The organism is Limobrevibacterium gyesilva (assembly GCF_025989185.1).
Taxonomy (GTDB): domain Bacteria; phylum Pseudomonadota; class Alphaproteobacteria; order Acetobacterales; family Acetobacteraceae; genus Limobrevibacterium; species Limobrevibacterium gyesilva.
In genome coordinates this window covers 258172-282435 of sequence record NZ_JAPDNT010000003.1, presented here as the reverse complement: position 1 = coordinate 282435, position 24264 = coordinate 258172, and the positions used below count along the sequence as shown (strand labels likewise).

Sequence of the window (24264 nt, the reverse complement as noted above, 5' to 3'; positions counted from 1 at the left end):
GATCAGTCCGGCTGGCCGAGAAGCCTGAAGATCTCGGCCAGCTGCGGGCTCATCGGCAGGTTCAGCGTCTCGCCGGTGGGCAGCCGCTTCGTGAACCAGCGGTTGTAGTCGTCGCGCAGGATGCCGGCATCGGCCATGCGCGCGAAACTTGCCTGCACCACCGTGGCGAAGGCCGGGTCGTCACGGCGATACATCAGGCCGTACGGCTCGTAGGACAGATAGTCGCCGACCACGTGGAATGCCGCGCCATTCTTCGCGGTGGCGACGAAGCCGTAGAGCAGCACGTCGTCGGTCGCGAAAGCGTCGGCGCCGCCCGATGCCAGCAGCGCATAGGATTGCGCGTGGTCCGGCGTGGTCACGAAGCGGATGCCAAGATGCTGGCGGTCCGACAGCTTCTTCACCGCGGCTTCGTTGGTGGTGCCGACCGTCACCACCACGGTCTTGCCGGCGAGGTCGCGATAGGACTGCACCGGCGAGGCCCTGGGCACCAGCAGCTTGGTTCCGGCGACGAAGGTGATCGGCGAGAAGGCAACCTGTTGCTGCCGTTCGACGTTGTTGGTGGTCGAGCCGCATTCCAGGTCGATGTCGCCGGAGACGAGTTTCTGGATGCGGTCCTCGGGCGTGACCGGTTTCAGCGCGATCCTGAGTTCGGGCACGCCCAGCTCGGCCGCAGCGTCGTCGGCCACCTCGCGGCACAGGTCGAGCGCGTAGCCGATCGGCGTGCCGCCGGCGGTAACATAAGAGAAGGGAAGCGAGCTTTCCCGATAGCCGAGCGTGATGGTGCCGGAATCACGCAGCTTCTTCAGCGTGCCCGTCAGCTCATCCTGCGCCCAGGCGGGCAAGGCGGCCAGCAGCAGGCAGGCGGCGAGGACGAGCCCCGCGCGCATCAAACGGCCTCGACCTGCGGCACGTGCGCGACGCCTCGCCGCGGCGTCTCCTCGCCCTCCCATTTCGCCACCACGGCGGTGGCGAGCGCGTTGCCGATGACGTTGGTGGCGGAGCGGCCCATGTCGAGGAACTGGTCGATGCCGATGATCAGCAGCAGCCCGGCTTCCGGCAGGTTGAAGCTCGCGAGCGTGGCCGCGATCACCACCAGGGACGCACGCGGCACGCCGGCCATGCCCTTGCTGGTCAGCATCAGCAGCAGCAGCATGGTGATCTGCTGGCCGATCGGCATGGTGATGTTGTAGGCCTGCGCGATGAACAGGGTGGCGAAGGTGCAGTACATCATCGAGCCGTCGAGGTTGAACGAATAGCCCATGGGCAGGACGAAGCTGATGATCTTCTTGCTGACCGGGAACTTCTCCATCTGCTGCATCATCTTCGGATAGGCCGCCTCGCTGCTGGCCGTGCTGAAGGCCAGCAGGAACGGCTCGCGCACGAGCTCCACCAGGCGGAAGACATGCGCGCCGAAGAACGCGAAGCCGACCATGATCAGCAACAGCCACAGCAGGGCGAGGCCGAGATAGAATTCGGCCACGAACTTGCCGTAGGTGACGAGGATGCCGAGCCCCTGCGTGGTGATGATCGACGCCATCGAGGCGAACACCGCGATCGGCGCGAGGGCCATCACGTAGCCGGTGATCCTGAGGATGATGTGCGACAGCTCCTCGACGCCATGCACAACCAGCCGCGCCCGCTCGCCCAGCGCCGCGCAGGCGACGCCGAAGAACAGCGAGAACACCACGATCTGCAGGATCTCGTTGTTGGCCATGGATTCGAAGATCGAACGCGGCACCAGATGGGTCACGAAGTCCTTGAGCGACAGCGACGACACCTTCAGGCTGGTCGCAGCACCCACATCGGGCAGCGGCAGGTTCAGGTTGTCGCCGGGCCGCAGCAGGTTCACGAGGACGAGGCCCAGCAGCAGCGAGACCAGCGAGGCGCTGATGAACCATATCATCGCCTTGCCGCCGATCCGGCCGACCGCCTTTGGATCGCCCATATGCGCCACGCCGACCACCAGCGTGGAGAACACCAGCGGCGCGATGATCATCTTGATCAGGCGCAGGAAGATGTCGGTGAACAGGCCGATATAGCCGGCAATGCCGGAGGCCGTAGCCGGATCGGGCCAGAATGAATGACACGCGGCGCCGACGGCGATACCGAGCAGCATGCCGATCAGGATGACGGTGGTGAGCCGCTGGGAACGCATGTGCCATTTCCCCCGCTTGCGGCCAGCGGGCCGCGCCGGTGGCCGCGGCTGCATGTCTCGCATCGGCAATAGACCAAGATGGGGGCAGGCGGCCGGTTCTCACGTGCAGTTGATCCAGGATTGCGTGAAACAGGCTTCCGGGCTCGCCGGCGCGGCTGCGGGCGTTCAACGTGGCGGTGGCGGTGCTGCTGATCGCCTCGATGCTGCCGGTCGCGCTTGAATAACGATCGCCATCGCGCCCGGGGACTTCCGGCGCCGGGCATGCCCGCATAGTTTTCCCGCATGCAAACAGCCGCCGAATCCCTCGTTGCCTTCCTCGCCGCCCATGGCGTGGATCGCTGCTTCTGCGTGCCGGGCGAAAGCTACATCGCCGTGCTGGACGCGCTGCACGACCACCCCGCCATCGACCTCGTTACCTGCCGGCATGAAGGCGGCGCCGGGTTCATGGCGTTGGCCGACGCGCGCCTGACCGGGCGGCCCGGTGTCGCGTTGGTCAGCCGTGGCCCCGGCGCCTGCAACGCCGCCATCGCCATGCACACCGCCCAGCAGGATGCGGTGCCGCTGCTGCTGGTGGTGGGCCAGGTGGAGGCGCGCGACCTGCGCGCCCGCGCGTTCCAGGAGATCGACTATGCCCGCATGTTCGCCGGTATCGCGAAGTTCGTGGGCGAGGCGGTGCGTCCCGAGCAGGTGCCGGAACTGCTGTCGCGCGCCTGGGCGGCGATGCTGACGGGTGTGCCCGGCCCGGCCGTGCTGTCAGTGCCCGAGGACGTGCTGCGCGCCGCCTGCACCGCCTCGGTGCCCGCCGCCGACACGGCCCCCTCCGCGGCCGGTGCGGATCGTCTGGCCGAATTGCTGCGCGCGGCGGAGCGGCCCATCGTCATCGCCGGCGGCGACCTGGACCGCCCCGGTGGGCGCGCGGCACTGCTGGCCTTCGCCGAGGCATGGCGCGTGCCGGTGGCGGTCAGCTTCCGCCGCCAGGATCTGTTCCCCAATGCGCACGCGCTGTATGCGGGCGACATGGGCCTGTCCAACCCGCCGGCCCAGCGCGCCGCCTTCGCGCGGGCGGACCTGGTCCTGGCGCTGGGCACGCGCCTCGGCGACATCACCACGCAGGGCTACAGCTTTCCCGAGCCTGAGCAGACTCTCGTGCATGTCTGCGCCGATCCGGACTGGCTGGGCTGGCGCTTTCCCACCTCCCTTGCAGTGGCGGCGCATGCCATCCCCACGCTGCAGGCGCTGGCCGGCCGCAACGCCGCGGCCCCGCCGTCGCGCGCGGCCTGGATCGACGCGTTGCGCGCCTTGCAGTCGAACGAGGCCGTCTGGGCGCCGCGCGTCGCCGAGGATGGCGTCGTGTTCGCCAACATCGTCGCGGCCCTCGGCCGGCGCCTGCCGGACGATGCCATCGTCACGCTGGATGCCGGCACGTTCGGCGCGCCGTTCTACCGCAAGGTCGCCTGGCGGCCGACGCAGCGCCTGCTGGCGCCGGTGTCCGGGGCCATGGGCTACGGCATGCCCGCGGCGGTGGCCGCGGCGCTGCGCCACCCCGAGCGGCCGGTGATCTGCGCGGTGGGCGATGGCGGATTCCTGATGACCGGATCGGAGCTGGCCGTGGCCGCCGCCCGCGGCGCCGCGCTGAAGGTGCTGCTGTCGGAGAACGGCAGCTACGCCTCCATCCGCATCCACCAGGAACGCGCCTATCCCGGCCGGCACAGCGGCACCGACCTGGCCAATCCCGATCTGGCGGCGATCGGCGCCGCCTATGGCTACCCGGTCATGCAGGTGCGGACGGAGGACGAGGTGCCGGCGCTGCTGGACGCATTGACGGCACCTGGCCCGCTGTTCGCGGTGGTCCGCACCTCGCTGTCGGCGGTGCTGCCGGCCTGAACGGGGTTACACCACCTTCCGCTCATGCAAGGCCGCGATCGCCGCGTCGTCGTAGCCGAGCTCGCGCAGCACCTCCTCGGTGTGCTCGCCGGCCTCGGGCGTGGGGCTGTGGATTTCCCACTTGGTGCGGCTGAGCTCGATCGGCTGGCCGATCACCTCGACCTCGCCCAGCGCCTTGTGCGGCACGCGGCGCGTCATGTTGAGGTGCCGCACCTGCGGGTCGGCGAACACCTCGTCCATGCTGTTGATCGGACCGGAGGGAACGCCGGCCTTGTTCAGCTCCGCGATCCACTCCGCCGACGTCTTCCCGCGCGTGATCGCCTCGATCTCCGCGTTCAGGGCCTTGCGGTTCTGCGAACGGCCCTTGTCGGAGGCGTAGTCCGGATTGGTGGCGAGGTGGTCGGCACTCAGCGCCGCGCAGAGCCGCCGATACATCTCGGTTCCCGCGGCGGCGATGTTGATGTGCCCGTCGGCGGTGGCGAACACGCCGGTGGGAATGCTGGTGGGGTGGTCGTTGCCCGCCTGCCCGGGCACCTCCTTGCCGATCGTCCAGCGCGCGGCCTGGAAGTCCAGCATGGAGATCTGCGCGCCCAGCAGCGAGCTTTGCACCCACTGCCCCTCGCCGGATTCCTCGCGTTCCAGCAGCGCCACCAGGATGCCCATGGCCGCGAAGATGCCGGCGGTGAGGTCGGCCACCGGAATGCCCACGCGCACCGGGCCCTGGCCGGGCAGGCCGGTGATGGACATCAGCCCGCCCAAGCCTTGCGCGATCTGGTCGAAGCCCGGGCGGTCGCGATACGGCCCGTCCTGGCCGAATCCGGAGATGCTGGCATAGACGAGGCGCGGGTTCAGCGCGCGCAGGCTTTCATAGTCGATCTTGAGCCGGAACTTCACGTCCGGCCGGTAGTTCTCCACCACCACGTCGGCCTGGCGCACCAGGCGCCGCATGATCTCCAGCCCTTCCGGCTGCTTCAGATCGAGCGTCAGGCTGCGCTTGTTGCGATGCAGGTTCTGGAAGTCCGGGCCGTGCCGCGCCCCGCCCAGCCCGGCATCGCCCGCCGGCGATTCGATCTTGATGACATCCGCACCCCAGTCGGCGAGCTGGCGCACGGCGGTGGGGCCGGCGCGCACGCGGGTGAGGTCGATGACCTTGAAGCGGGACAACGGGCGCTTGCTCATCATATGGCTTCTTTCAACCGCGCCAGGCACTGGCCGCCGGGGCTCTCGACATCGAACGCCATGTTGTCTTGCACCGATACGGCTTCGACGCAAACCGGCACCGCCGCTCAGCGCAACGATGTCGCGGCCTGCCTGAACCAGTCGAGCAGCCAGGACGCCAGCGGGCGCTCGACATGCATCCGCACGGCGGCGCCGTGCCGGTAGAGCACGACCCTGATGCCCGCGAACAGCGTCTGCGCGCAGGCGCCTTGCGGCAGCGACAACGGATCGAGCGGGCAGCCCATGGCGAGAAGGTCCATGCTGCGCGATCCGATGATCTCGATCAGCACCAGCCCGTCGGTGACGTCCGAGACGAAGGTGTCATCCGGCGCCGGCGCGGGCGTGTCGGCCACCACCAGGCGGCGGCCGGGGGCGAGCCACAGCGCATAGGGATCGGTGCCGGCGCGCGTGTTCGGTTCCATGTCCGTGCCGGTGACGAGCCATTGTCCCGCAGGCGCGCGCGTCGTCACGACGAGGCCCGGCGCCTCGATCCGCGCCGCGACGGGATGGCGCGCGAGATCAGCCATGCAGCTTCTCCCCGGCGGGATCGTGGAAGCACGGCGCCGTCACCACGGCGCGGGAGGCTTGCCCGAGATGGAACAGCTCCACCTCCGCGCCCGCATCAGCCAGCGCGCGGCCGCGCTCGATCATGCCCAGCGCGATCGACCGGCCCAGCGCCGGGCTGTGCGCCGATGTGGTGATCCAGCCGATGCTGCGGCGCGCGCCGCCTTCCTGCACGACGGCATGCGTGCCGACGGCCGGCACGAAGCCGGGATCGGCGGGCAGCAATCCCACGAACTGCCGCCGGTCCGGGCGCGTGGCATCCGGCGTCAGCAGCGAGCGCTTGCCGACGAAATCGACCTTCTTGGCGCGCAACGGTCCGGACATGCCGAGATCGTCCGGCAGCGTCATCCCGTCGCTGTCCGTGCCGATCAGGATGTATCCTTTCTCCGCCCGCAGCACCGACAGCGATTCGATGCCGTACGGCGTGATGCCGTCATCCCGCCCGAGCGTCAGTAGATGCTGCCACAGCGCGGCGCCGTACCCGGCGGGGACGGAGATCTCGTAGCTGCGTTCGCCGGTGAAGCTGACGCGGGCGATGCGGCCGGGCAGGTCCTCAATGGTGCCATGGGCCAACGACATATGCGCCAGCGCCGCGTCCGACAGGTCGATACCGGTGTGCAGGCGCCGCAGGATGTCGCGCGACCGGGGACCGCTGACCGCGAGGGTGGCCCAGGCGGCGGTGACGTCGTGGAAGGCCACGCGCAACGACGGGTACTCGGTCTGGTGCCACAGCTCCAGCATGGCCAGCACCGCGCCGGTGTGGCTGGACGAGGGCGACAGCAAATAGCGGTCGGGGGCGATGCGCGCCACCACGCCGTCGTCCAGCACCGTGCCGGTCTCGCGCAGCAGCAGGCAGTAGCGGATGCGGCCCGGCTTCAGGGTCGCGACCTCGTTGTAATAGATCAGGTTCAGGAACGCGGCGGCATCGGGCCCGTGTACCTCGATCTTGCCCAGGCTCGACCCGTCGAACAGGCCGGCCTGCGTGCGCACCGCCGCGGCCTCGCGCTGGATCGCCTGCGCCACCGTCTCGCCTGCGCGCGGATAGCAGGCCGGGCGCAGCCAGACGCCGTATTCGCGCATCTCCGCGCCATCCGCCAGGTGCTCCGCATGCGCCGGCAGGTGGCGGATCGGCGTGTGCAGCGCGCTGTGGCGCAACCCCGCCATCGCGCCCAGCGAGACCGGAACGAAAGGCGGGCGGAAGGTGGTGGTGCCGACCTGCGGGATCTCGCGTCCGGTGAACGCGGCCAGCGCGGCGAGCCCGTTGACGTTGCTGGTCTTGCCCTGGTCGGTGGCCATGCCCAGCGTGGTGTAGCGTTTCAGATGCTCGACCGAGGCATAGTTCTCGGCGGCGGCGAGGGCGACATCCTTCACCGTGACGTCGTTCTGGAAGTCGATCCATTGCCGCGTGCCCCGCAGCGGCAGATGCCACAACGCCTGGATCGGCGCCGGCGCCGGCGTGTCCGGCGCGCGCGGCGGGGCGAGATCGACGTGGCGGTCCAACGCGCGCGCGGCCGCGAGGCCGGCACGGTGCCCCCCGGCCAGGCAGGCGGCGAGGCTGGCCGCACCCGCCAGGGCGCCCGCGAGATGCTGTCCCGGCCGCGGTGTCGCCGGCAGGAACGCAGCCTCGGCTTCGTCCCAGCGCAGCTTGCCGCCGGACTGGCTGAACAGATGCACCGCGGGCGACCAGCCGCCGGACACGGCCACCAGGTCGGCGGGCAGGCGCTCGCGCGTGGACAGGCTGGCAAGCGGCGCCACCTCCGCCCAGCGTATGCCGCGGCGCCCGCCCACGCCGGCGACGACGCTGCCGGCGCGGATGCGCGCACCTGCCTCCGCTGCGCGGCGGGCGGCGGGGCCGGGATCGGTGCGGGCATCGGCGACCGTCACCGCAGCACCGGCCGCGCACAGGGCCAGCACGGTGTCGTAGGCGGTGTCGTTGTTGGTCGCCACCAGCACGCGCTCGCCGGCCAGCACGGCGTATTCGCGCAGGTATTGCAGTACCGCGGCGGCCGACATCACGCCGGGCCGGTCGTTGTCGGGGAACACCAGCGGCCGCTCGATCGCGCCGGTCGCCAGCACCACCTGGCGGGCGCGCACATGCCACAGCCGGTCTTCCGCCCAGCCCGCTGCCGCGGCGGTCCGGCGTTCCAGCAGGCCCAGCGCGTTGTGGTCGTACCAGCCGAACACCGTGGTGCGCGGCAGCAAGGTCGCCTCCGCCAGCCCGGCGATGCTGTCCGCCACCCACTCCGTCGCGGGCCGGTCGTCGATGGTGCCGCCCTGCCACAGCAGCGAGCCGCCCCAGGCGGCGCGATCGTCGACCAGCATCACCCGCAGCCCGCTTGCGGCGGCGGCGCGGGCGGCGGCGATCCCGGCGGGGCCGCCGCCGACCACCAGCACGTCGCAATGGGCATGGCGGGTCTCGTAGCGCAGCGGATCGGCGCTGTCGTGCAGCCGCCCCAGGCCGGCCATGCGGCGGATGCCCGGCTCGTAACGGTGCCAGTCCGGCGCCATGAAGGTCTTGTAGTAGAAGCCGGCCGGCAGGAAGCGATGCGCGAGGTCGATCAGGCCGTACACGTCGCGCTCCACGCTGGGCCAACCGTTGACGCCCCGCGCCGCCATGCCCGGCAACAGCTCCACCATCGTCGCGCGCGCATTCGGATCGTGCCGCGCAATGCCTGCCCGATCCTGCCAGGATAGATCCAGGATGGCGTTCGGCTCCTCGGCCCAGGCGCCGAAGATGCCGCGCGGGCGGTGATACTTGAAGCTGCGGCCGACCACGCGCACGCCATTGGCCAGCAGGGCGGAGGCCAGCGTGTCGCCGGCCAAGCCCTGCATGGGCCGGCCTTCCCAGGTGAAGGCGACCGGCGCGGCGCGGGCGATGCGGCTGCCGTCGGGCAGGCGCCTCATGCCGCCGCTCCCGGCTTGTGCGTGCGCAGCACCGCGTGGGTCACGGTGTCGCGCTCCATCAGGAACCATTGGCCGCAGCCGCCGGCATGGCACCACAATTCCCGATGTGGCCCTTTCTCGTTGCTGCGGACATAGAGATACGCGCCCCACGCCGCGTCGCTGACCTCGGCGGCAGGAACGGGGCGGGTGGCCGGTTCGCCTCCGAACTGGAATTCCGGTTCGCTGCGCGGGCCGCACCAGGGGCAGGGGATCAGGAGCATGCGTGTCCCCTCAATGCGCGATCGCCGCACCGGCGGCTTCGTCGATGAGCCGTCCGGTGGTGAAGCGGGACAGGTCGAACGGGGCGGAGATGTCGTGGTGTCGGCCGGTCGCCAGCAGATGCGCCATCAGCCAGCCACCGGCGGGAATGGCCTTGAAGCCGCCGGTGCCCCAGCCGCAGTTCAGGTACATGCCGTCCACCGGCGCGGGCCCGATGATCGGGCTGTAGTCCCAGCACACATCGACGATGCCCGCCCATTGCCGCAGCAGCTTCAGCCGGCGGAAGGCGGGGAACATCTCCAGCAGCCCCGCCACCACCGTCTGCTCCACCGGCAGGTTGCCGCGCTGGGCATAGGACGGATACAGGTCGAGCCCGCCACCGAACACCAGCTCGCCCTTGTCGGACTGGCTGACATACATGCCGGTGGCGGGCGACATCACCACCGTGTTCAGCATCGGCTTCAGCGGCTCGCTGACCATCGCCTGCAGCGCGTAGCTCTGGATCGGCAGCCTGAAGCCGGCGAGCCCCGCCAGCACGCCGGAATGGCCCGCGACCGACAGCCCGACCGCGCCGGCGGCGATGGCGCCACGGCTGGTCTCGATGCCCTGCACGCGGCCGCCTTCGATGCGAAAGCCGGTGACCTCGCAATTCTGGATGATGTCGACGCCCAGCGAGTCGGCACCGCGGGCATAGCCCCAGGCCACCGCGTCGTGCCGCGCGATGCCGCCGCGCCGCTGCACGAAGCCGCCATGGATGGGATAGCGCGCGCCAGGGCCGAAATTCAGCAGCGGCACTTCCGCGCGCACCTGTTTCGCGTCGAGCAGCTCCACGGCGATGCCGTTGACCAGCATCGCGTTCACGCTGCGCGCCATCAGCTCCATGTCATGCTCGGAATGCGCGAGGTTCAGCACGCCGCGCTGGCTCAGCATGATGTTGAAGTTCAGCTCCTTCGACAGGCCCTCGTACAGCCGCAGCGCGAAGTCGTAGATGCGGGCGCTCTCGGGGAAGAAGTAGTTGGAGCGCACGATGGTGGTGTTGCGCCCGGTGTTGCCGCCGCCCAGCCAGCCCCGCTCCAGCACCGCGACGCGGCGCATACCATGCACGCGGGCGAGGTAGTAGGCCGCCGCCAGCCCGTGCCCGCCGCCGCCGACGATCACGGCGTCGTAGGACCGCTTCGGCTCCGGGGACCGCCAGGCCGGGGGCCAGCCGGTCTGCCCGGACAGGCCCTGCTTCAGCAGTTGCAGGAAGGAATAGCGCATCGGCGCATCATGCCGCGCCGGCGCGCCCTTGGCCTAGTGCAAGAATGGCACATCCGGGCATCCCTGTGCGGCCGCCGGCATCAGTCCGCGAATTCCATCTGCAGCGCCGCCCGAGCCCGCAGCGCCGCATCGCGGATGCTGTGCTCGCCGCTGGGGAAGTCGGCCGCGTCCGGCGTGCACAACCAGGCGATGATCTGCGCCGGCGCCGCCGCTGGGATCAGGCTTTCCGGGTCGAGTCGGCTGACCGGATTGATGCCCGACGCACGGATCGCCACCTGCATCGCCGTGCGCACCGTGCCCGGCGCGAACCCGTAAACCCGCAGCCCCTCTGCGCCATATTCCAGCATCAACGCCCGCGTCAGCATCGCCACGCCGGCCTTCGAGGAGCAGTAGGCGCTCCATCCCTCCAGCGGCCGGTGCGCCGCGCCGGAGCTGACGTTCACGATGGTGCCGCCGCGCGCCAGCAGATGCGGCAGGGCGGCATGGCAGGCATTGAACACGCCGGTCAGGTTGATCTGCACGGCCTGCGCCCATTGCGCGGGGTCCGTCTCGTGCAGCCGGCCGATCGGCTGGATGACGCCGGCATTGTTGATGAGGTGATCCAGCCGGCCGAAATGGTCCACGGCGGCCTGCACCGTGGCCGCCACCGCCGCGTGGTCGGCGACGTCGCATACCAGCGGCACCGCTTGCGCCCCGCCTGCCCGCAGGCGCGCCGCCAGTGCCTCGATCGGCTTGCGCCGGCGCGCCACCAAGCCGATCGCCGCGCCCCGTGCTGCCAGCGCCTCGGCCACCGCCGCGCCGATGCCGGCGCTCGCGCCCATCACCAAAGCGGTCGTTCCAGCCAGATCCTGTGTGCTCATCCGTCGTTTCCACATTGCTTCGGCTGCGACACTAGCCGTTGACCCGCCGCGCGCATATATTTTAGGTTTGAAAGATCAAGGCCGTCGTTTCCAGGGGGAACTGATGAGCGTCGCATCCGTCATGGACAGTTTCGCGCGGGACAACCTGCCGCCGCGCGAGCTGTGGCCCGCCCTCGTATTCACCCGGCCGGAGCTGCAATATCCGCCACGACTCAACTGCGTGACCGAGCTGCTGGACCGCTGGGTGGCGGAAGGGCATGGCGATGCGCCCTGCCTGGTGTCGCCAACCGAACGACTGACCTATGCGCAGTTGCAGGCACGCGTGAACCGCATCTGCAACGTGCTCGTGGACCGGCTGGGCATGCAGCCGGGCCACCGGGTGCTGCTGCGCTCGGCCAACAATCCGATGATGGTGGCGTGCTACCTCGCGGTGCAGAAGGCCGGCGGCGTGGTGGTGGCGACGATGCCGATGCTGCGCGCGAAGGAAATTGCCTATCCCATCGAGAAGGCCCGCATCCATCTGGCCCTCTGCGACCGCCGCCTGTCCGCGGACATGGAGGCGGCGCGGCCGTTGGCGCCGTCGCTGCGGCAGATCGTGTATTTCAATTCCGACGCGCCGGACGGTCTGGAGGCGATGATCGCCGCTGCGCCGGCGACATTCGCGGCCTTCGACACCGCCTGCGACGACGTGTGCCTGATCGGCTTCACCTCCGGCACCACCGGCGAGCCGAAGGGCACCATGCATTTCCATCGCGACATCCTCGCGGTGTGCGACGCCTATGGCGGCAACGTGCTGCGGCCGCGCGCGAGCGACCGTTTCATCGGCTCGCCGCCGCTCGCTTTCACCTTCGGGCTCGGCGGCCTGGTGCTGTTCCCGCTGCGCGCCGGCGCTTCCACGGTGCTGCTGGAGCGGGCGGGGCCGGACGACCTGCTGCAGGCGATTCCCCGCTTCCGGCCGACCATCTGCTTCACCGCGCCTACGGCCTATCGCGCCATGCTCGGCAAGCTCGCGGACACCGACATCTCCAGCCTGCGCGCCTGCGTGTCCGCCGGCGAGACATTGCCGCGCGCGACCTTCGAGGCCTGGCTGGCGGCGACCGGCATCCGGCTGATGGACGGCATCGGTTCCACGGAAATGCTGCACATCTTCATCGCCGCGCGCCCCGAGGAGATCCGCCCCGGCGCCACCGGCAGGCCGGTGCCGGGCTACGAGGCCAAGGTGATCGACGATGCCGGCCACGAAGTGCCGGACGGCACCATCGGACGGCTCGCGGTGCGCGGCCCCACGGGCTGCCGCTACATCGCCGACAAGCGCCAGACCGTCTATGTGCAGGACGGCTGGAACGTCACCGGCGACACCTATCTGCGCGATGCCGACGGGTATTTCTGGTACCAGGCCCGCAACGACGACATGATCGTCTCCTCCGGCTACAACATCGCCGGCCCCGAGGTGGAGAGCGCGCTGCTGCTGCATCCGGCGGTCGCGGAATGCGCGGTGATCGGCGTGCCCGACGCGGATCGCGGCGCCATCGTGAAGGCCTATGTCGTGCTGGCGCCGGGCCATGAAGGTGACGCGGCGATGACCGAGACGCTGCAGAATTTCGTCAAGGCCACTGTCGCGCCCTACAAATATCCGCGCGCCATCGAATACCGCACGGAACTGCCGAAAACCGCGACCGGCAAGCTGCAGCGCTTCCGGCTGCGGACGGAGGCTACTCCGCAGCCCTGAGCAGCGCCGGGTCGTGCGTCTTCGGCCTGGCCTTCAGCTTCAGCTCCGTCAGCTCCGCCTGCGCCTGTTCGGCGGTGCGGAACAGCTGCGACTGGCCGGGCTCGTACTGCACCGGGCAAGCCAGCGCCGAGACGCCGTACTGGGCCGCGGCGTGCAGCGTGAAATACGGATTGACCAGATGCGGCCGGGCCAGTGCCACAAGGTCGGCGCGGCCGGCGGCGAGGATGGTGTTCACCTGGTCGGCGGTGGTGATGTTGCCCACGCACATCGTCGCCAGCGGGCCGTCGTTGCGGATCTGGTCGCTGAACGGCGTCTGGAACATGCGGCCATAGACCGGCCGCGCCTCCGGCGTCGTCTGCCCGGTCGAGACGTCGATCAGGTCGCAGCCATGGCGGGAGAACGCGCGCGCGATCTCCACCGCGTCGTCGCCGGTGATGCCGCCGTCTTCCCAGTCGGTGGCGGAGATGCGCACCGACATCGGCTTGTGGTTGGGCCAGACGGCGCGCATGGCGTCGAACACTTCCAGCGGGAAGCGCAGGCGATTCTCCAGCGCGCCGCCGTACTCGTCGGTGCGGTGGTTGGTCAGCGGCGAGATGAAGCTCGCCAGCAGGTAGCCATGGGCGCAATGCAGCTCGACCATGTCGAAGCCGGCCCGCAGCGCACGGCGCGTCGCCGCCACGAAATCGTCGCGCACCTGGTCCATGTCGGCCCGCGTCATTTCGCGCGGCACCTGGCTGTCTGGGTAGTAGGGCACGGGCGAGGGGGCGACGATCGGCCAGGCCCCCGCCGCCAGCGGCCGGTCGATCCCTTCCCACATCAGCTTCGTCGCACCTTTGCGCCCGGCATGCCCGAGTTGCATCGCGAACTTAGTCTCGCCGTGCGCGTGCACGAAATCGACGATGCGCTTCCAGGCGGCTTCGTGCGCGTCGGTGTACATCCCCGCGCAGCCCGGCGTGATGCGCGCCTCGCTCGCCACGCAGGTCATCTCCGTGAACATCAGGCCGGCGCCGCCGATGCCACGCGCGCCGTAATGCACGACGTGCCAGTCGCCCGGCATGCCGTCGGTCGCGGAATACATGCACATCGGCGACACGACGACACGGTTCGCCACCACCATGTCGCGCAACGCGAACGGCTGGAACATCGGCGGCAGCGGCGTCTCGACATCCACCTTGAAGCCGGACGCGGCCACGCCGCGCGCGAACATCCGGTCGGTATCGGCCACGAATTCCGGGGCGCGCAGCTTCAGGTTGTCATAGGTGATGGATTTGGAGCGGGTCATGAGCCCGAACGCGAACTGCGTGGGGTCCATGCCCCAGAAGCGCCGCACATGCTCGAACCACACCAGCGACACGTCGGCGGCGTGCTGGATGCGCTCCACATCCTCGCGGCGCCCGGTCTCGAACGCGTGCAGCGCGGCATTCACGCTGCCATTGGCCTTGAATGCCTCGAACAGCGCGATCGCATCCTCCATCGCCAGCTTGGTGCCGGAGCCGATGGAGAAATGCGCGGTGGCCTTGGCGTCGCCCAGCAGCACCACGTTGTCCATCACGCAGCGCGCATTGCGGATCATCGGGAAGCGTCGCCACAGCGAGCGGTTGATCTGCAGCTTATGCCCGTCGAGGTCCTCGGCGAAGACGCGCTGCAGAAACGCCGCGGATTGCTGCTCGTCCATCGCGCCGAGGCCGGCGCGCTCGAAGGTGCCGGCGTCGGTTTCCATCACCCAGGTCGAGTGGCCGGGCTCGTACTGGTAGGCATGGGCGATGAACACGCCGTGTTCGGTCTCACGGAACGAAAAAGTGAAGGCGTCGAGCGGCTTCGTCGAACCCATCCAGGCGAACCGGTTCGGCCGCAGGTCCATCTCGGGCCGGAAATGCGCCTTGAAGGTCTCGCGCACGAAAGAGTTGATGCCGTCCGCGGCGATGATCAGGTCGGCATCGGCGACCTCGTCGATGCTTTTGATCTCGGTCTGGAAATGCAGCTTCACGCCCAGCGCGCTGGCCCGGTCCTGCAGCAGCATCAGCAGCGTGCGCCGCGCGCAGCCGCAGAAGCCGTTGCCGCCGATGCGGTGCAGCGTATCCTTGAAGCGGATCTCGATGTCATCCCAATAGGCGAAATTGCGCGTGATCGCCTGGTAGCTTTCGTAATCGTATTTCTCGAACGTCTCCAGCGTGGCGTCCGAGAACACGACGCCGAAGCCGAACGTGTCGTCGGACCGGTTGCGCTCGTAGACCGTCACATCGGACTGCGACCACGTCTTCTTCATCAGGATGGCGAAATAAAGCCCAGCCGGGCCGCCGCCGAGAATCGCAATCCGCATTGCCGCTGCTCCCAAGGGACCATCGCCTGAAAACATTTTAGGCTTGAAAGATCGGCGGTGCAATGTTGGGATGCGCCCGGACGACGCAAGCGGGAGGGAAGATGGATCCGGCCGGGCGCCATGCGCTGGTTACCGGAGGGGGACGCGGAATCGGGGCCGCCATTGCGCGCGCATTGACCGCGGCTGGCGCCGTCGTGACTGTGCTCGGCCGCAACCCCGCGCCACTGGCGGCAATGTTGGCCGAAGGCGACGCGGCGGGCTTCGCGCAGGCCGACGTCACCGATGCCGCGGCCCTCGCCGCCGCCGTGGCGCGGGCCGAGGCGGCGCGTGGGCCGTTGTCCATCCTGGTGAACAATGCCGGTGCGGTGGAAACGGCCCCGTTCGGAAAGCTGCAGCGCGACGCCTGGGACCGCATGATCGCGGTGAACCTGACCGCGGTGTACCAGGCCACGCAGGCGGTGCTGCCGGGCCTGCTCGCGGGCGGCTGGGGCAGGATCGTCAATGTCGCCTCGACCGCGGGGCTGACGGGATATCCCTATGTCGCCGCCTATGTCGCTGCCAAGCACGGGGTGGTCGGGCTGACCCGCGCGCTGGCGCTTGAGACGGCGAAATCCGGCGTGACCGTGAACGCGGTCTGCCCGGGCTATACCGAGACGGACCTGCTGGCCGACAGCATGGCGAAGGTCGTGGCCAAGACCGGCAAGACCGAGCAGGAAGTGCGCGCCACCTTTGCGCGCAGCAATCCCCAGGGGCGCCTGGTGGCGCCCGAGGAAGTGGCGGCCGCGGTGCTGTTCCTGTGCGGCCCGGCATCGGGCGCGATGACCGGCCAGGCGATCGCGGTCGCCGGTGGCGAGGTGATGTGATGGAACTGGACCACGAAGAGGAGCCCTCGGCGAACCTGGTGCTGGACGCCGAGACCCGGGCCCAGGAACGCCCCAGCGACCACCAGGACGAATTGCGCCTGTGGCTGCGGCTGCTGACCTGTACCACGATGATCGAAGGCGAGATCCGCACCCGCCTGCGCGAACGCTTCGACGTGACCTTGCCGCGCTTCGACCTGCTGGCCCAGCTGGAGAAGGCGCCGGACGGCATGACCCTGGGCGAACTGTCGCGCCGCATGATGGTGTCCAACGGCAACATCACCGGGCTCGTCGAGCGGCTGGCGGAACTGGGGCTGGTGGAGCGCGTGCCGCACCCCGCCGACCGCCGCGCCGCTTTCGTGCGGCTGACGCCGGCGGGGCACAGCGCCTTCGCGGAAATGGCCAGCCAGCACGCCGACTGGATCGCCGCGTTGTTCGACGGCTTGTCGGACGCCGATATTCGCCTTCTGATGCGCCTGCTGAGCCGGATGAAGCAATCGGTCCGGGATGGCATCGACGTACGCAAGAGCCAGGATAAGGGTGAATGATGCTGACCGTACTGCAACCGCCGTCCTGGCCGCGCCCGAAAGGCTATGCCAACGCCATGATGGGCACCGGCACTTTCGTCCTGGTCAGCGGCCAGATCGGCTGGGACGCCGAGGGTATCTTCGCCGAGGGCCTGGTCGGGCAGACCGCGCAGGCGCTGCGCAACGTCCTGACGATCCTCGCGGAAGCCAAGGCGGGGCCGGAGCATATCGCGCGCGTGGTCTGGTATGTGACGGACATGGAAGCCTACCGCGCCAGCGGCAAGGCGATCGGCGCCGCATGGCGCGAGATCATGGGCCGGAACTTCCCGGCCATGGCGGTGATCGGCGTGTCGGCGCTGGTGGAAGCGCAGGCCTGCGTGGAGATCGAGGCGGTGGCGATCCTGCCGGCGTAATGGATGGGATCGGGCGCCCGGTGCCCGAGGATCACGTCATTCTTGACCCGGGCGGGAAATTCGCTGGCGGTCCGAATTGGTCTGTCCTGATGATGTAAAATCGGTCATTCCCATTAGACCGCATTGACCCTATCTCGTCCGCAGCAAAGGAGCACCCTGTGGCTTCACCTGAGTTGCTGCTGACCTTCCTGGCGACCGCAGCCATCTTCGCGTTCATCCCAGGGCCTGCCATGCTCTACGCTGCGGCGCAGACCATGGCGGGCGGGCGCTGGTCTGGCCTGATGGCCTCGCTGGGTATTCACCTCGGCGGCTATGTCCACGTCATTGCGGCTGCGGCCGGGCTGTCCGCCATCTTCCACGCCGTCCCCGTGCTCTACATGGCAGTGAAGCTCTTCGGCGCAGGATACCTCGTCTGGCTCGGCGTTTCTTTCCTTCGCGCCAGGAGTTCGGGCGACGATACCGCGACCGGCAGCAGACCCAGGTCCGGGTGGCGGGCGTTCGTCGAGAGCGTTACGGTCGAAGTTCTTAACCCCAAGGCCGCCATCTTCTATCTCGCGTTCCTGCCCCAGTTTGCTGATTCATCGGCGCGCCTCCCATTATCGGTCCAACTCGTCGTGCTTGGGGCCATCGTCAACATGATGTTCTCGATGGCGGATCTGGTCGCGGTCATGTTGGCAGATATGGTGACCTCAAGAGTGCGGCGATCGAGCCGGACGCAACGCCTCGTGCAGCGCACGGGCGGGGCGGTCCTCATTGGGCTGGGCACGCACCTCGCCCTGCAAAAGAGCTGATCGGGCAAAGCCGGTGGTTTCCATTCCCCCACGAGAAGTACGACCATGACGTTCATGACAGGTGTTTCCGCCTTTCCCATCACGCCAGCCAGTGCGGACGGAAAGGTCGATACTGCTGCCCTGCGTACTCTCCTGGGGCGTCTGCTCGCAGCGAAGGTGGATTCCATCGGTCTGCTCGGCAGCACTGGCTCTTACCCTTATCTCACGCGGGAAGAGCGTCGTCGCGCGATCGAGGTCGCCGTTGATGCGACGGGGGGAACAACACCGCTCCTGGTAGGTGTCGGCGCCCTTCGAACGGACGATGCCGTGCGGCTCGCCCAGGATGCGAAAGCCGCTGGCGCGACGGCCGGATTGCTGGCCCCCGTATCCTACACGCCACTGAACGATGACGAGGTGTTTGAGCACTTCGCCGCCGTGGCGCGCGCGAGCCAGCTGCCCCTGTGCATCTACGACAATCCGGGCACGACCCACTTTACATTCGGCCCGGCACTCGTGGGTCGCATCAGTCATCTTGCCGGCGTCGTGGCCGTGAAAAGCCCGGCCCCGGATGCGGGCGCTGTGGCCACTCATCTTGCCGAGCTGCGCTGCGCCGTCCCGGCCGGCTTCTCCGTTGGCTTCAGCGTGGACCTGAACGCCGTCGAGGCGCTGCTGGCTGGGGGCGACGCCTGGTACAGCGTTGCAGCCGGGCTCTTTCCGCAAATCTGCATGCAGATTGTTCAAGCCGTCCGCGACAAGGATGCCACGGAGGCCAGGCGGCTGAACGCGCGGCTTCAGCCGCTGTGGGAACTTTTCAGGGAGTTTTCCAGCTTGCGCGTCGTCTATGCAGCGGCTGACCTGCTCGACATCTGCCGCGCTGTGCCGCCCAGGCCCATTCTGCCCCTGGCAGAACCGGCTCGAAAGAAGGTCGCCACCACGATCAGAAACCTGGGCCTGAGTTGATGGCAGCGGGCTTCAAAGCCCGGCCTGATCCGGCCCGTGACTTGGGCGCCTATCGACTAGATCGTTATGCTGCCCACGCTGGCGCCGCCGCAGACGAACAGCGTTTGGCCGGTGATGAAGCCGCTTTCCGGTGCGGCGAAGAACAGAACCGCACGGGCCACGTCGGCCGGGCGGCCGAGGCGCCGCACCGGGATGCTCGCCGCCAGTTTCGCCTCGCGCTCGCTGCCGGCGGGGATCACGTCGTGGAACATCTGCGTCTGTGCGATCGGGCCGGGTGCGACCACGTTGACGGTGATGCCCGACGGCGCCAGCTCCAGCGCCCAGGTGCGCGCCAGCCCGATCATGCCGGCCTTGGTGGCGGAATAGGCGGTCCGCGTCTCCAGCCCCAGCGCGGCGCGCGACGACAGCAGCACGATGCGGCCGAACCCGGCCTCCTGCATCGACGGCAATGCCGCCTGCACCAGCAGCAGCGGCGCCGCCAGATGCAACTGCACGAGGTCGTGCAGATCCTTCTGCTGCACTGCCGGAAGCAAAGCGGGGCGGATCACGCCGGCATTGTGGATCATGTGGCTGATCTCGAAGCGGCCGGCCAGCTCCTCGGCCACCTCGCGCGTCGCTTCCGCATCCATCAGGTCCACGCGCACCGCGTGCAGACGCTCATGGGTGAAGTCCGGCGCGTTGCGCGCGAGCGACACCACCTGATAGCCGCTGTCGATCAGCTGCCGGCAGATCTCCGCACCGATGCCCGAGGATCCGCCGGTGACCAGTGCGGTGTGCATCAGCTGGCCACGAGCGCCAGCACCCGCAGCGGACTGCCCGAGCCACCCTTGATCTTCAGCGGCGGGCTCACGATCAGCGCGCCGGTGGGCGGCAGCCGGTCCAGGTTGGCGAGGCATTGCAGCCCGTAGCGGCCCTTACCGTGCATGTAGAAATGCGCGGGATAGGGCGGCGTGAAATGATGCGCCTGGCCGGCATCGGTGCCGATGGTCTCCACGCCGAAGCCCAGCACGTCGCGCTGCTCGACCAGGAAGCGCACCGCTTCGGGGTCCGGGCCGGGCGTATGCGCGCCGTCCGCCTGCAGGTTGGCATAGGCAGCGCCGGATTTCTTCGACCAGTCGGTGCGCAGGAACACCCAGTTGCCCGCGGGAATGCGGCCGTGCTTCGCCTCCCATGCCTCGATCACCGCCACGGTCAGCACGAAATCCGCGTTCGCCGCCGCCTCGCGCGCGCAGTCGATCACGCAGGCCGGGGCGATGAAGTTCTGCGCGGGAATGGTGTCGGTGGTGTTGTTCGCCAGGTCCTTGCCGGACACCCAATGGATCGGCGCGTCGAAATGCGTGCCGGTGTGCTCGCCGCAGGAGAAGTTGTTCCAGTACCAGGCCGGGCCGCGGCTGTCGTAGCGGGAGATCTCTTCCAGCCGGAACGGCGCGCACTGGCCGAACTCGGGCGGCAGGGCGATCGTCGGGAACTCCGGCGACAGCGTCTGCGTCAGGTCGATCACCTTGATCCGGCCGGCCAGCAGCTCGGCGGCAAAGGCGGCGAGTTGGGTCATCGGGTCGTTCTCCCTGTTCGTTCAGCCGGCCGCGAGCTCGCGCGCCAGCGTGGTGGGGTTGTCCTTCCAGCGGGCCAGCAGGTCCTGGGCGATGTCGCCCACCGCCAGATCCTCGATGCCGTCGCGCAGCGCGCGCAGCACCGAAGCGGCCAGTGCCGCCGGCGCCACTTTCGGCGGCGGCACGGCCTGGTGCCATTCGTCGTCCAGCGGCCCGACCAGCGCGTTGACGACCCGCAACGGCCGCAGCTCGGCGCGCAGGCTGTGCGCCAGCGACAGCGCCGCCGCCTGCGTTGCCGCGAAGGCGCCGAAGGTGGGCGTCGGCGCCAGCGCGTAGGCGGACAGGATGTTCACCCAGGCGCAGGCGGGATGGGTGCCATCCGCGCCGCGTGAGCGCAGCACCGGGCCGAACGCCTGCGCCAGCCGCATCGGGCCGAAATACGTGGCTTCCATCTCCTCGCGCGCCGTCACCGTGTCGCGCCGGTCGAGGATGCCGCCCGGCCGGACATGCAAGGCAGTGTTCACCAGGATCTCCACCCGCCCGCCGAGCGATGCCGCCAGCCGGTGCACGCTGTCGGTGTCGGTGATGTCGAGCGGCACCACCTCGCCGGCCAGCTTATCCTGGCCGGGAAACGGCTTCCAGGCGTCGGCAACGCCCACGAACACGCCTGCCGCGCCCACATCGATGAAGGCGCGCGCCATGGCTTGGCCGAAGGCATTGCGCCCGTCGGTGACCAGCACGCGGCGGCCCTTGGGGTCGCAGGTCATTTCCCGCATCTGCCTGTCGTCCTGCATGTCCGGCGTGTCCTGGCCGGGCAGCGCCAGCATGACGCCCTGGCCGGACTTGTCGAGCCGCAACGTCATCCGCACCCGCCCGTCCGGCACGACATCGCCGTGCAGATGGGCGACGACGCTGGGGCCGCAATCCAGCGCCACGATGCCGGTGCGCCAGGGCGTGCGCTGGCGGAAATACGGATCGGCGGTGATCCGCACTGTGGTTTCGGCGATCAGTGCGCCGCCGGCGGGCACCTCCCGCCAGGGCAGGTTCGCACCCAGGCAGGCATGGCAGGCTTCGCGCGGCGGATACTGCACCGCGCCGCAATCGGCGCAGACCTGCAGCGCGAACCGGCCCTCCGCGGCCGCGGCGGTCAGCCCGAGCGCGGTGCGGCTGCGGGAGGATGGCGGCAGCAACGGCTGCCTTGTCGGCAGCAGCGGGTTCTTGCGCTGCGGCGGCGGCAGCTTCGCGGTCATGCGGCCGCCAGGATCGCGGCGCCCGAGCACAGGCCGCGATCGTAGTTGATCATGCCGAACCCCGCCGCCAAGGCCGTTTTCGCGCCCGCCACCTGCGCGCCGAGCGCCTGCCCGGTGATCTGCCGCATCGCCTCCACCAGGCCGAGATAGCCGCCAGCCGCACCCGCCTGGCCCACCGAGAGCTGCCCGCCGGAGGTGTTGTGCGGGAACGTGCCGCCGCAGGTCAGGTCGTGATGGCGCACGAACGCGGGCGCCTCGCCCTTGGCGCAGAAGCCGAGATCCTCGAACTGCAGCATGATGATCACGGGATAGTCGTCATAGGTCTGCACCACGTCGATGCCGTCGGGCGTGAGGCCGGCCATGGCGTAAAGCTCGCCGCAATCCATCGCCCAGCCGCCGCGCAACTGGATGGGGTCTTCGGGGAAGGCGTTGTGCCGCTCGATGGTCGCGAGCACGCGCACGCCGGGAAGGCCCATGGCGCGGGCGGTGTCCTCGCGCATCACCAGGAATGCCTCGGCCCCGGCGCACGGCATGACGCAATCGAACAGCGCCACCGGGTCGGCGATCGGGCGCGCGGCCAAATATTGCTCCATGGTCAGCGGCCGCTTCATCAGCGCATGCGGGAACGACAGCGCGTTCTGCCGCTGTGCCACGCAGATGCGGCCGAAATCCTCCCGCGTGGCGCCGTAGCGGCGCATATAGGCGTCTGTCAGCAAAGCGAAGCTCGCATTCGGGCCACCGGCGCCGTAGGGGTAGCTGGCGTCCGCGGCGAAGCGGCTGAAGCCCGCGAGCATGCGGCGGAACGAGTCCGGCGCATTGGTGTCGCCGGCCACGCAGGCGACGATGTCCGCGTCACCCATCTGCACCGCCCGCGCCGCCCGCCGCAGCCCGACCACGCCGGCCGCGCCGCCCATGGGGATGTGATCGAGCCAGCGCGGCGACAGGCCGAAATGCTGGGTCAGCCCCACCGCCGTGTCGTTGCCCAGCGAAAAGCTGGAAACGCAGAGCCCGTCGATGTCGCGCGGGCGCAGGCCCGCCACGCGGACGGCCTCGTGCAGCGCCCGGCCGATCCACCAATGCGCGCCATGGATGGAATAGCGTTCATACGGCACGGTGACCGGCACCGCCGCCACCACGCCGTCATAGGCGGCGCGGAGGCTCACGCCGTGCGCTTCTTCATTGCGCGCGTGTCCACGCTGGCGGGATCGGCGACGAGGCGCTGCGCCAGCTCCTTCAGGTTGCCGCGCTGCACCTTGTTGGTGGAGGTCAGCGGTAGCGCGTCGACGAAGGCGACGTAGCCGGGCGCCTTGTAGTAGGCGAGGCGGGAGAGGCACCACGACACGATCTCCCGCGCCGCGTGGTCGCTGTCCGCGGGCTTCGCGTGCGCCACGATGCAGGCCAGCACTTCGTCGCCCCGCACCGGGTCGGGCACCGCGGCCACGGCGGCGGCGCGCACCAGAGCGTGCTGCTGCAGCACGCCTTCCACCTCGATGGCTGAGATGTTCTCGCCGCTGCGGCGGATGACGTTCTTCTTGCGGTCGATGAAATACATGTCGCCGCCGGCGTCGCGGCGCACGATGTCGCCGGTGTGGAACCAGCCATCGGCCCATGCGGCGGCGGTCGCTTCCGGGTCCTTCAGGTATTCCGTGAAGAAACCGAACCGCTTGTCCGGCCCGGCATGGCGCACCAGCAGCTCGCCCGGTTCGTCGCTGGCAGCATCGCTGCCGTCGTCGCGCAGGATGCGGGCTTCCATGAAGTCTTCCGTCCGGCCGAAGCAGCTTTCGCCGATGCGGCGCGGTTCGTGGTTCGCGGTGACGACGGCGCCGGCGCCGGTTTCGGTCATGGCCCAGGCGTCGATCAGCGGGATGCCGAAGCGCGCCTCGGCGGCGGCGTGCAGGCGGCGATCGGGGCCCGGACAGAAAGCGAAGCGCACGCCATGCGCGCGTTCCTGCGGCGACGGCGGCAGGGACATCAGCATGGCCGGCATCACGCCCAGGCAGTGCACGATGGTGGCGCGCGCGCGGGCCACGCTGTCCCACCATGTGGTGGGATGGAACCGGTCCAGCGGGATCAGGCAGCCGCCGGACATCACCATCGCCATGGTCGAGCAGGCCATGGCGTTCATGTGGAAGAACGGCAGCGGCGTCAGCATCCGGTCGCTGCCCGGCTGCAGCGTGCACAACCCGCCCAGGCGGCCATACCAGCGCCCGCATTCCAGGAACCAGGTCTGCGACACCACGCAGCCTTTGGGCAGGCCGGTGGTGCCGGAAGTGTAGAGCAGTGCCGCCTCGGCCGCGGGATCGGTGGGCGGCGCCGCGCCAGGGAAGGGGGCAGCGGCGGGCGCATCGTCGGGCCCGATCACGGGAATGTCGCGCCCGATCGCCGCAGCGGCACGGCGCAGATCGGCCTGGCGCGACGCAATGGCGATGGCCAGCACCATGTCCGAATGGCCCACGAGATATTCCAGCTCGGCCGCGCGCAGATCGGGATTGATCGGCACCACGGGGACGCCCAGCCCGTTCAGCGCGAACCAGTGGAGGAAGAAGGCCGGCCGATTCTCCAGCAGCAGGCCGACGCGGTGCCCGCTGCCATAGCCCGCTTCACGATATGCGCCCGCCAGCGCGGCAACGCGCGCCGCCGCCCGGGCATAGGTGATTTCGCCGGCCTCGATCCCGTAGGCGGCGGCGGTTTCCGGCAGGATGTCGAGGAACGGCCGATCGGCCCAGCGCGCGGCGGCAGCCAGGAAGGCGGCATGGACAGTGACGGGTTCGGACACGCGGCG

21 protein-coding genes are annotated in these 24264 nt (G+C 69.4%); 7 read left to right on the top strand and 14 right to left on the bottom strand.

Going from position 1 to position 24264, the window contains the following annotated elements; translation table 11 throughout:
* Nucleotides 1-2: 2 nt before the first annotated feature.
* Both OL599_RS07300 and OL599_RS07295 read right to left on the bottom strand, forming a co-directional pair.
* Nucleotides 3-887 carry an amino acid ABC transporter substrate-binding protein gene (locus OL599_RS07300; protein ID WP_264713012.1) on the bottom strand — a complete coding sequence of 295 codons (885 nt, stop codon included), beginning with the start codon at nucleotides 885-887 and terminating at the stop codon, nucleotides 3-5.
* Nucleotides 887-2155 carry a dicarboxylate/amino acid:cation symporter gene (locus tag OL599_RS07295; protein WP_264713011.1) on the bottom strand — a complete coding sequence of 423 codons (1269 nt, stop codon included), beginning with the start codon at nucleotides 2153-2155 and terminating at the stop codon, nucleotides 887-889. The genes OL599_RS07300 and OL599_RS07295 overlap by 1 nt, the downstream gene beginning before the upstream one ends.
* Nucleotides 2156-2437: 282 nt before the next feature.
* Here OL599_RS07295 and OL599_RS07290 point away from each other — a divergent pair, with 282 nt between their 5' ends.
* On the top strand, nucleotides 2438-4039 hold the full coding sequence (locus OL599_RS07290; protein WP_264713010.1) for a thiamine pyrophosphate-binding protein: 1602 nt from the start codon (nucleotides 2438-2440) through the stop codon (nucleotides 4037-4039).
* Between the two features lie 6 nt (nucleotides 4040-4045).
* On the opposite strand, the gene OL599_RS07285 is transcribed toward OL599_RS07290, so the two are convergent.
* The 6 genes from OL599_RS07285 to OL599_RS07260 form a co-directional block, all read right to left on the bottom strand.
* On the bottom strand, nucleotides 4046-5218 hold the full coding sequence (locus OL599_RS07285) for a CaiB/BaiF CoA transferase family protein (RefSeq protein WP_264713009.1): 1173 nt from the start codon (nucleotides 5216-5218) through the stop codon (nucleotides 4046-4048).
* A 107-nt stretch (nucleotides 5219-5325) separates the two neighbouring features.
* Nucleotides 5326-5784, bottom strand: a complete 459-nt coding sequence (locus tag OL599_RS07280) for an aminomethyltransferase family protein (RefSeq protein WP_264713008.1) — start codon at nucleotides 5782-5784, stop codon at nucleotides 5326-5328.
* Entirely contained in the window at nucleotides 5777-8725 is a 2949-nt protein-coding gene (locus tag OL599_RS07275) for a sarcosine oxidase subunit alpha family protein (RefSeq protein ID WP_264713007.1), read from the bottom strand. Before OL599_RS07275 ends, OL599_RS07280 begins: the two co-directional genes overlap by 8 nt.
* The gene (locus OL599_RS07270) at nucleotides 8722-8985 is read right to left on the bottom strand and encodes a sarcosine oxidase subunit delta (protein WP_264713006.1); all 264 of its coding nucleotides are present in this window, start codon (nucleotides 8983-8985) and stop codon (nucleotides 8722-8724) included. Before OL599_RS07270 ends, OL599_RS07275 begins: the two co-directional genes overlap by 4 nt.
* Before the next feature lie 10 nt (nucleotides 8986-8995).
* Complete coding sequence (locus tag OL599_RS07265) at nucleotides 8996-10243, bottom strand: sarcosine oxidase subunit beta family protein (protein ID WP_264713005.1); 1248 nt, start codon at nucleotides 10241-10243, stop codon at nucleotides 8996-8998.
* An 80-nt stretch (nucleotides 10244-10323) separates the two neighbouring features.
* On the bottom strand, nucleotides 10324-11103 hold the full coding sequence (locus tag OL599_RS07260) for an SDR family NAD(P)-dependent oxidoreductase (RefSeq protein WP_264713004.1): 780 nt from the start codon (nucleotides 11101-11103) through the stop codon (nucleotides 10324-10326).
* 103 nt (nucleotides 11104-11206) lie between these two features.
* Between OL599_RS07260 and OL599_RS07255 the strand changes: the two genes are divergently transcribed.
* On the top strand, nucleotides 11207-12832 hold the full coding sequence (locus OL599_RS07255; RefSeq protein ID WP_264713003.1) for a benzoate-CoA ligase family protein: 1626 nt from the start codon (nucleotides 11207-11209) through the stop codon (nucleotides 12830-12832).
* On the opposite strand, the gene OL599_RS07250 is transcribed toward OL599_RS07255, so the two are convergent.
* Entirely contained in the window at nucleotides 12816-15152 is a 2337-nt protein-coding gene (locus tag OL599_RS07250) for a bifunctional salicylyl-CoA 5-hydroxylase/oxidoreductase (RefSeq protein ID WP_264713002.1), read from the bottom strand. The genes OL599_RS07255 and OL599_RS07250 overlap by 17 nt on opposite strands.
* A gap of 62 nt (nucleotides 15153-15214) precedes the next feature.
* Between OL599_RS07250 and OL599_RS07245 the strand changes: the two genes are divergently transcribed.
* The 5 genes from OL599_RS07245 to OL599_RS07225 all read left to right on the top strand — a co-directional run bounded on the left by OL599_RS07245 (nucleotide 15215) and on the right by OL599_RS07225 (nucleotide 18682).
* Nucleotides 15215-16015, top strand: coding sequence for an SDR family NAD(P)-dependent oxidoreductase (locus OL599_RS07245; protein WP_347403192.1), 801 nt, complete (start codon nucleotides 15215-15217; stop codon nucleotides 16013-16015).
* A complete protein-coding gene (locus OL599_RS07240; RefSeq protein WP_264713000.1) occupies nucleotides 16015-16560 on the top strand; it encodes a MarR family winged helix-turn-helix transcriptional regulator in 546 nt (181 codons plus the stop codon). Before OL599_RS07245 ends, OL599_RS07240 begins: the two co-directional genes overlap by 1 nt.
* A complete protein-coding gene (locus tag OL599_RS07235; protein ID WP_264712999.1) occupies nucleotides 16557-16952 on the top strand; it encodes a RidA family protein in 396 nt (131 codons plus the stop codon). Before OL599_RS07240 ends, OL599_RS07235 begins: the two co-directional genes overlap by 4 nt.
* Before the next feature lie 158 nt (nucleotides 16953-17110).
* A complete protein-coding gene (locus OL599_RS07230) occupies nucleotides 17111-17743 on the top strand; it encodes a LysE family translocator (RefSeq protein ID WP_264712998.1) in 633 nt (210 codons plus the stop codon).
* A gap of 45 nt (nucleotides 17744-17788) precedes the next feature.
* The gene (locus tag OL599_RS07225; protein WP_264712997.1) at nucleotides 17789-18682 is read left to right on the top strand and encodes a dihydrodipicolinate synthase family protein; all 894 of its coding nucleotides are present in this window, start codon (nucleotides 17789-17791) and stop codon (nucleotides 18680-18682) included.
* A 56-nt stretch (nucleotides 18683-18738) separates the two neighbouring features.
* Here the strand turns inward: OL599_RS07225 and OL599_RS07220 are convergent, their stop codons facing one another.
* The 5 genes from OL599_RS07220 to OL599_RS07200 are packed head-to-tail and all read right to left on the bottom strand — an operon-like array spanning nucleotide 18739 to nucleotide 24258.
* Entirely contained in the window at nucleotides 18739-19461 is a 723-nt protein-coding gene (locus OL599_RS07220) for an SDR family NAD(P)-dependent oxidoreductase (protein ID WP_264712996.1), read from the bottom strand.
* Nucleotides 19461-20234 carry a cyclase family protein gene (locus OL599_RS07215; protein WP_264712995.1) on the bottom strand — a complete coding sequence of 258 codons (774 nt, stop codon included), beginning with the start codon at nucleotides 20232-20234 and terminating at the stop codon, nucleotides 19461-19463. Before OL599_RS07215 ends, OL599_RS07220 begins: the two co-directional genes overlap by 1 nt.
* Nucleotides 20235-20255: 21 nt before the next feature.
* Nucleotides 20256-21482, bottom strand: coding sequence for an SDR family NAD(P)-dependent oxidoreductase (locus tag OL599_RS07210; RefSeq protein WP_264712994.1), 1227 nt, complete (start codon nucleotides 21480-21482; stop codon nucleotides 20256-20258).
* Nucleotides 21479-22645 carry a thiolase family protein gene (locus tag OL599_RS07205; protein WP_264712993.1) on the bottom strand — a complete coding sequence of 389 codons (1167 nt, stop codon included), beginning with the start codon at nucleotides 22643-22645 and terminating at the stop codon, nucleotides 21479-21481. The genes OL599_RS07210 and OL599_RS07205 overlap by 4 nt, the downstream gene beginning before the upstream one ends.
* Nucleotides 22642-24258, bottom strand: coding sequence for an AMP-binding protein (locus OL599_RS07200; RefSeq protein ID WP_264712992.1), 1617 nt, complete (start codon nucleotides 24256-24258; stop codon nucleotides 22642-22644). Before OL599_RS07200 ends, OL599_RS07205 begins: the two co-directional genes overlap by 4 nt.
* Nucleotides 24259-24264 lie beyond the last annotated feature (6 nt).

Excerpts from the sequence above, each read along its gene's own strand:
- OL599_RS07300 (WP_264713012.1), bottom strand. The coding sequence starts at position 887 with ATGCGCGCGGGGCTCGTCCTCGCCGCCTGCCTGCTGCTGGCCGCCTTG.
- OL599_RS07295 (WP_264713011.1), bottom strand. The coding sequence starts at position 2,155 with ATGCGTTCCCAGCGGCTCACCACCGTCATCCTGATCGGCATGCTGCTC.
- OL599_RS07290 (WP_264713010.1), top strand. The coding sequence starts at position 2,438 with ATGCAAACAGCCGCCGAATCCCTCGTTGCCTTCCTCGCCGCCCATGGC.
- OL599_RS07285 (WP_264713009.1), bottom strand. The coding sequence starts at position 5,218 with ATGAGCAAGCGCCCGTTGTCCCGCTTCAAGGTCATCGACCTCACCCGC.
- OL599_RS07280 (WP_264713008.1), bottom strand. The coding sequence starts at position 5,784 with ATGGCTGATCTCGCGCGCCATCCCGTCGCGGCGCGGATCGAGGCGCCG.
- OL599_RS07275 (WP_264713007.1), bottom strand. The coding sequence starts at position 8,725 with ATGAGGCGCCTGCCCGACGGCAGCCGCATCGCCCGCGCCGCGCCGGTC.
- OL599_RS07270 (WP_264713006.1), bottom strand. The coding sequence starts at position 8,985 with ATGCTCCTGATCCCCTGCCCCTGGTGCGGCCCGCGCAGCGAACCGGAA.
- OL599_RS07265 (WP_264713005.1), bottom strand. The coding sequence starts at position 10,243 with ATGCGCTATTCCTTCCTGCAACTGCTGAAGCAGGGCCTGTCCGGGCAG.
- OL599_RS07260 (WP_264713004.1), bottom strand. The coding sequence starts at position 11,103 with ATGAGCACACAGGATCTGGCTGGAACGACCGCTTTGGTGATGGGCGCG.
- OL599_RS07255 (WP_264713003.1), top strand. The coding sequence starts at position 11,207 with ATGAGCGTCGCATCCGTCATGGACAGTTTCGCGCGGGACAACCTGCCG.
- OL599_RS07250 (WP_264713002.1), bottom strand. The coding sequence starts at position 15,152 with ATGCGGATTGCGATTCTCGGCGGCGGCCCGGCTGGGCTTTATTTCGCC.
- OL599_RS07245 (WP_347403192.1), top strand. The coding sequence starts at position 15,215 with ATGTTGGGATGCGCCCGGACGACGCAAGCGGGAGGGAAGATGGATCCG.
- OL599_RS07240 (WP_264713000.1), top strand. The coding sequence starts at position 16,015 with ATGGAACTGGACCACGAAGAGGAGCCCTCGGCGAACCTGGTGCTGGAC.
- OL599_RS07235 (WP_264712999.1), top strand. The coding sequence starts at position 16,557 with ATGATGCTGACCGTACTGCAACCGCCGTCCTGGCCGCGCCCGAAAGGC.
- OL599_RS07225 (WP_264712997.1), top strand. The coding sequence starts at position 17,789 with ATGACGTTCATGACAGGTGTTTCCGCCTTTCCCATCACGCCAGCCAGT.
- OL599_RS07220 (WP_264712996.1), bottom strand. The coding sequence starts at position 19,461 with ATGCACACCGCACTGGTCACCGGCGGATCCTCGGGCATCGGTGCGGAG.
- OL599_RS07215 (WP_264712995.1), bottom strand. The coding sequence starts at position 20,234 with ATGACCCAACTCGCCGCCTTTGCCGCCGAGCTGCTGGCCGGCCGGATC.
- OL599_RS07210 (WP_264712994.1), bottom strand. The coding sequence starts at position 21,482 with ATGACCGCGAAGCTGCCGCCGCCGCAGCGCAAGAACCCGCTGCTGCCG.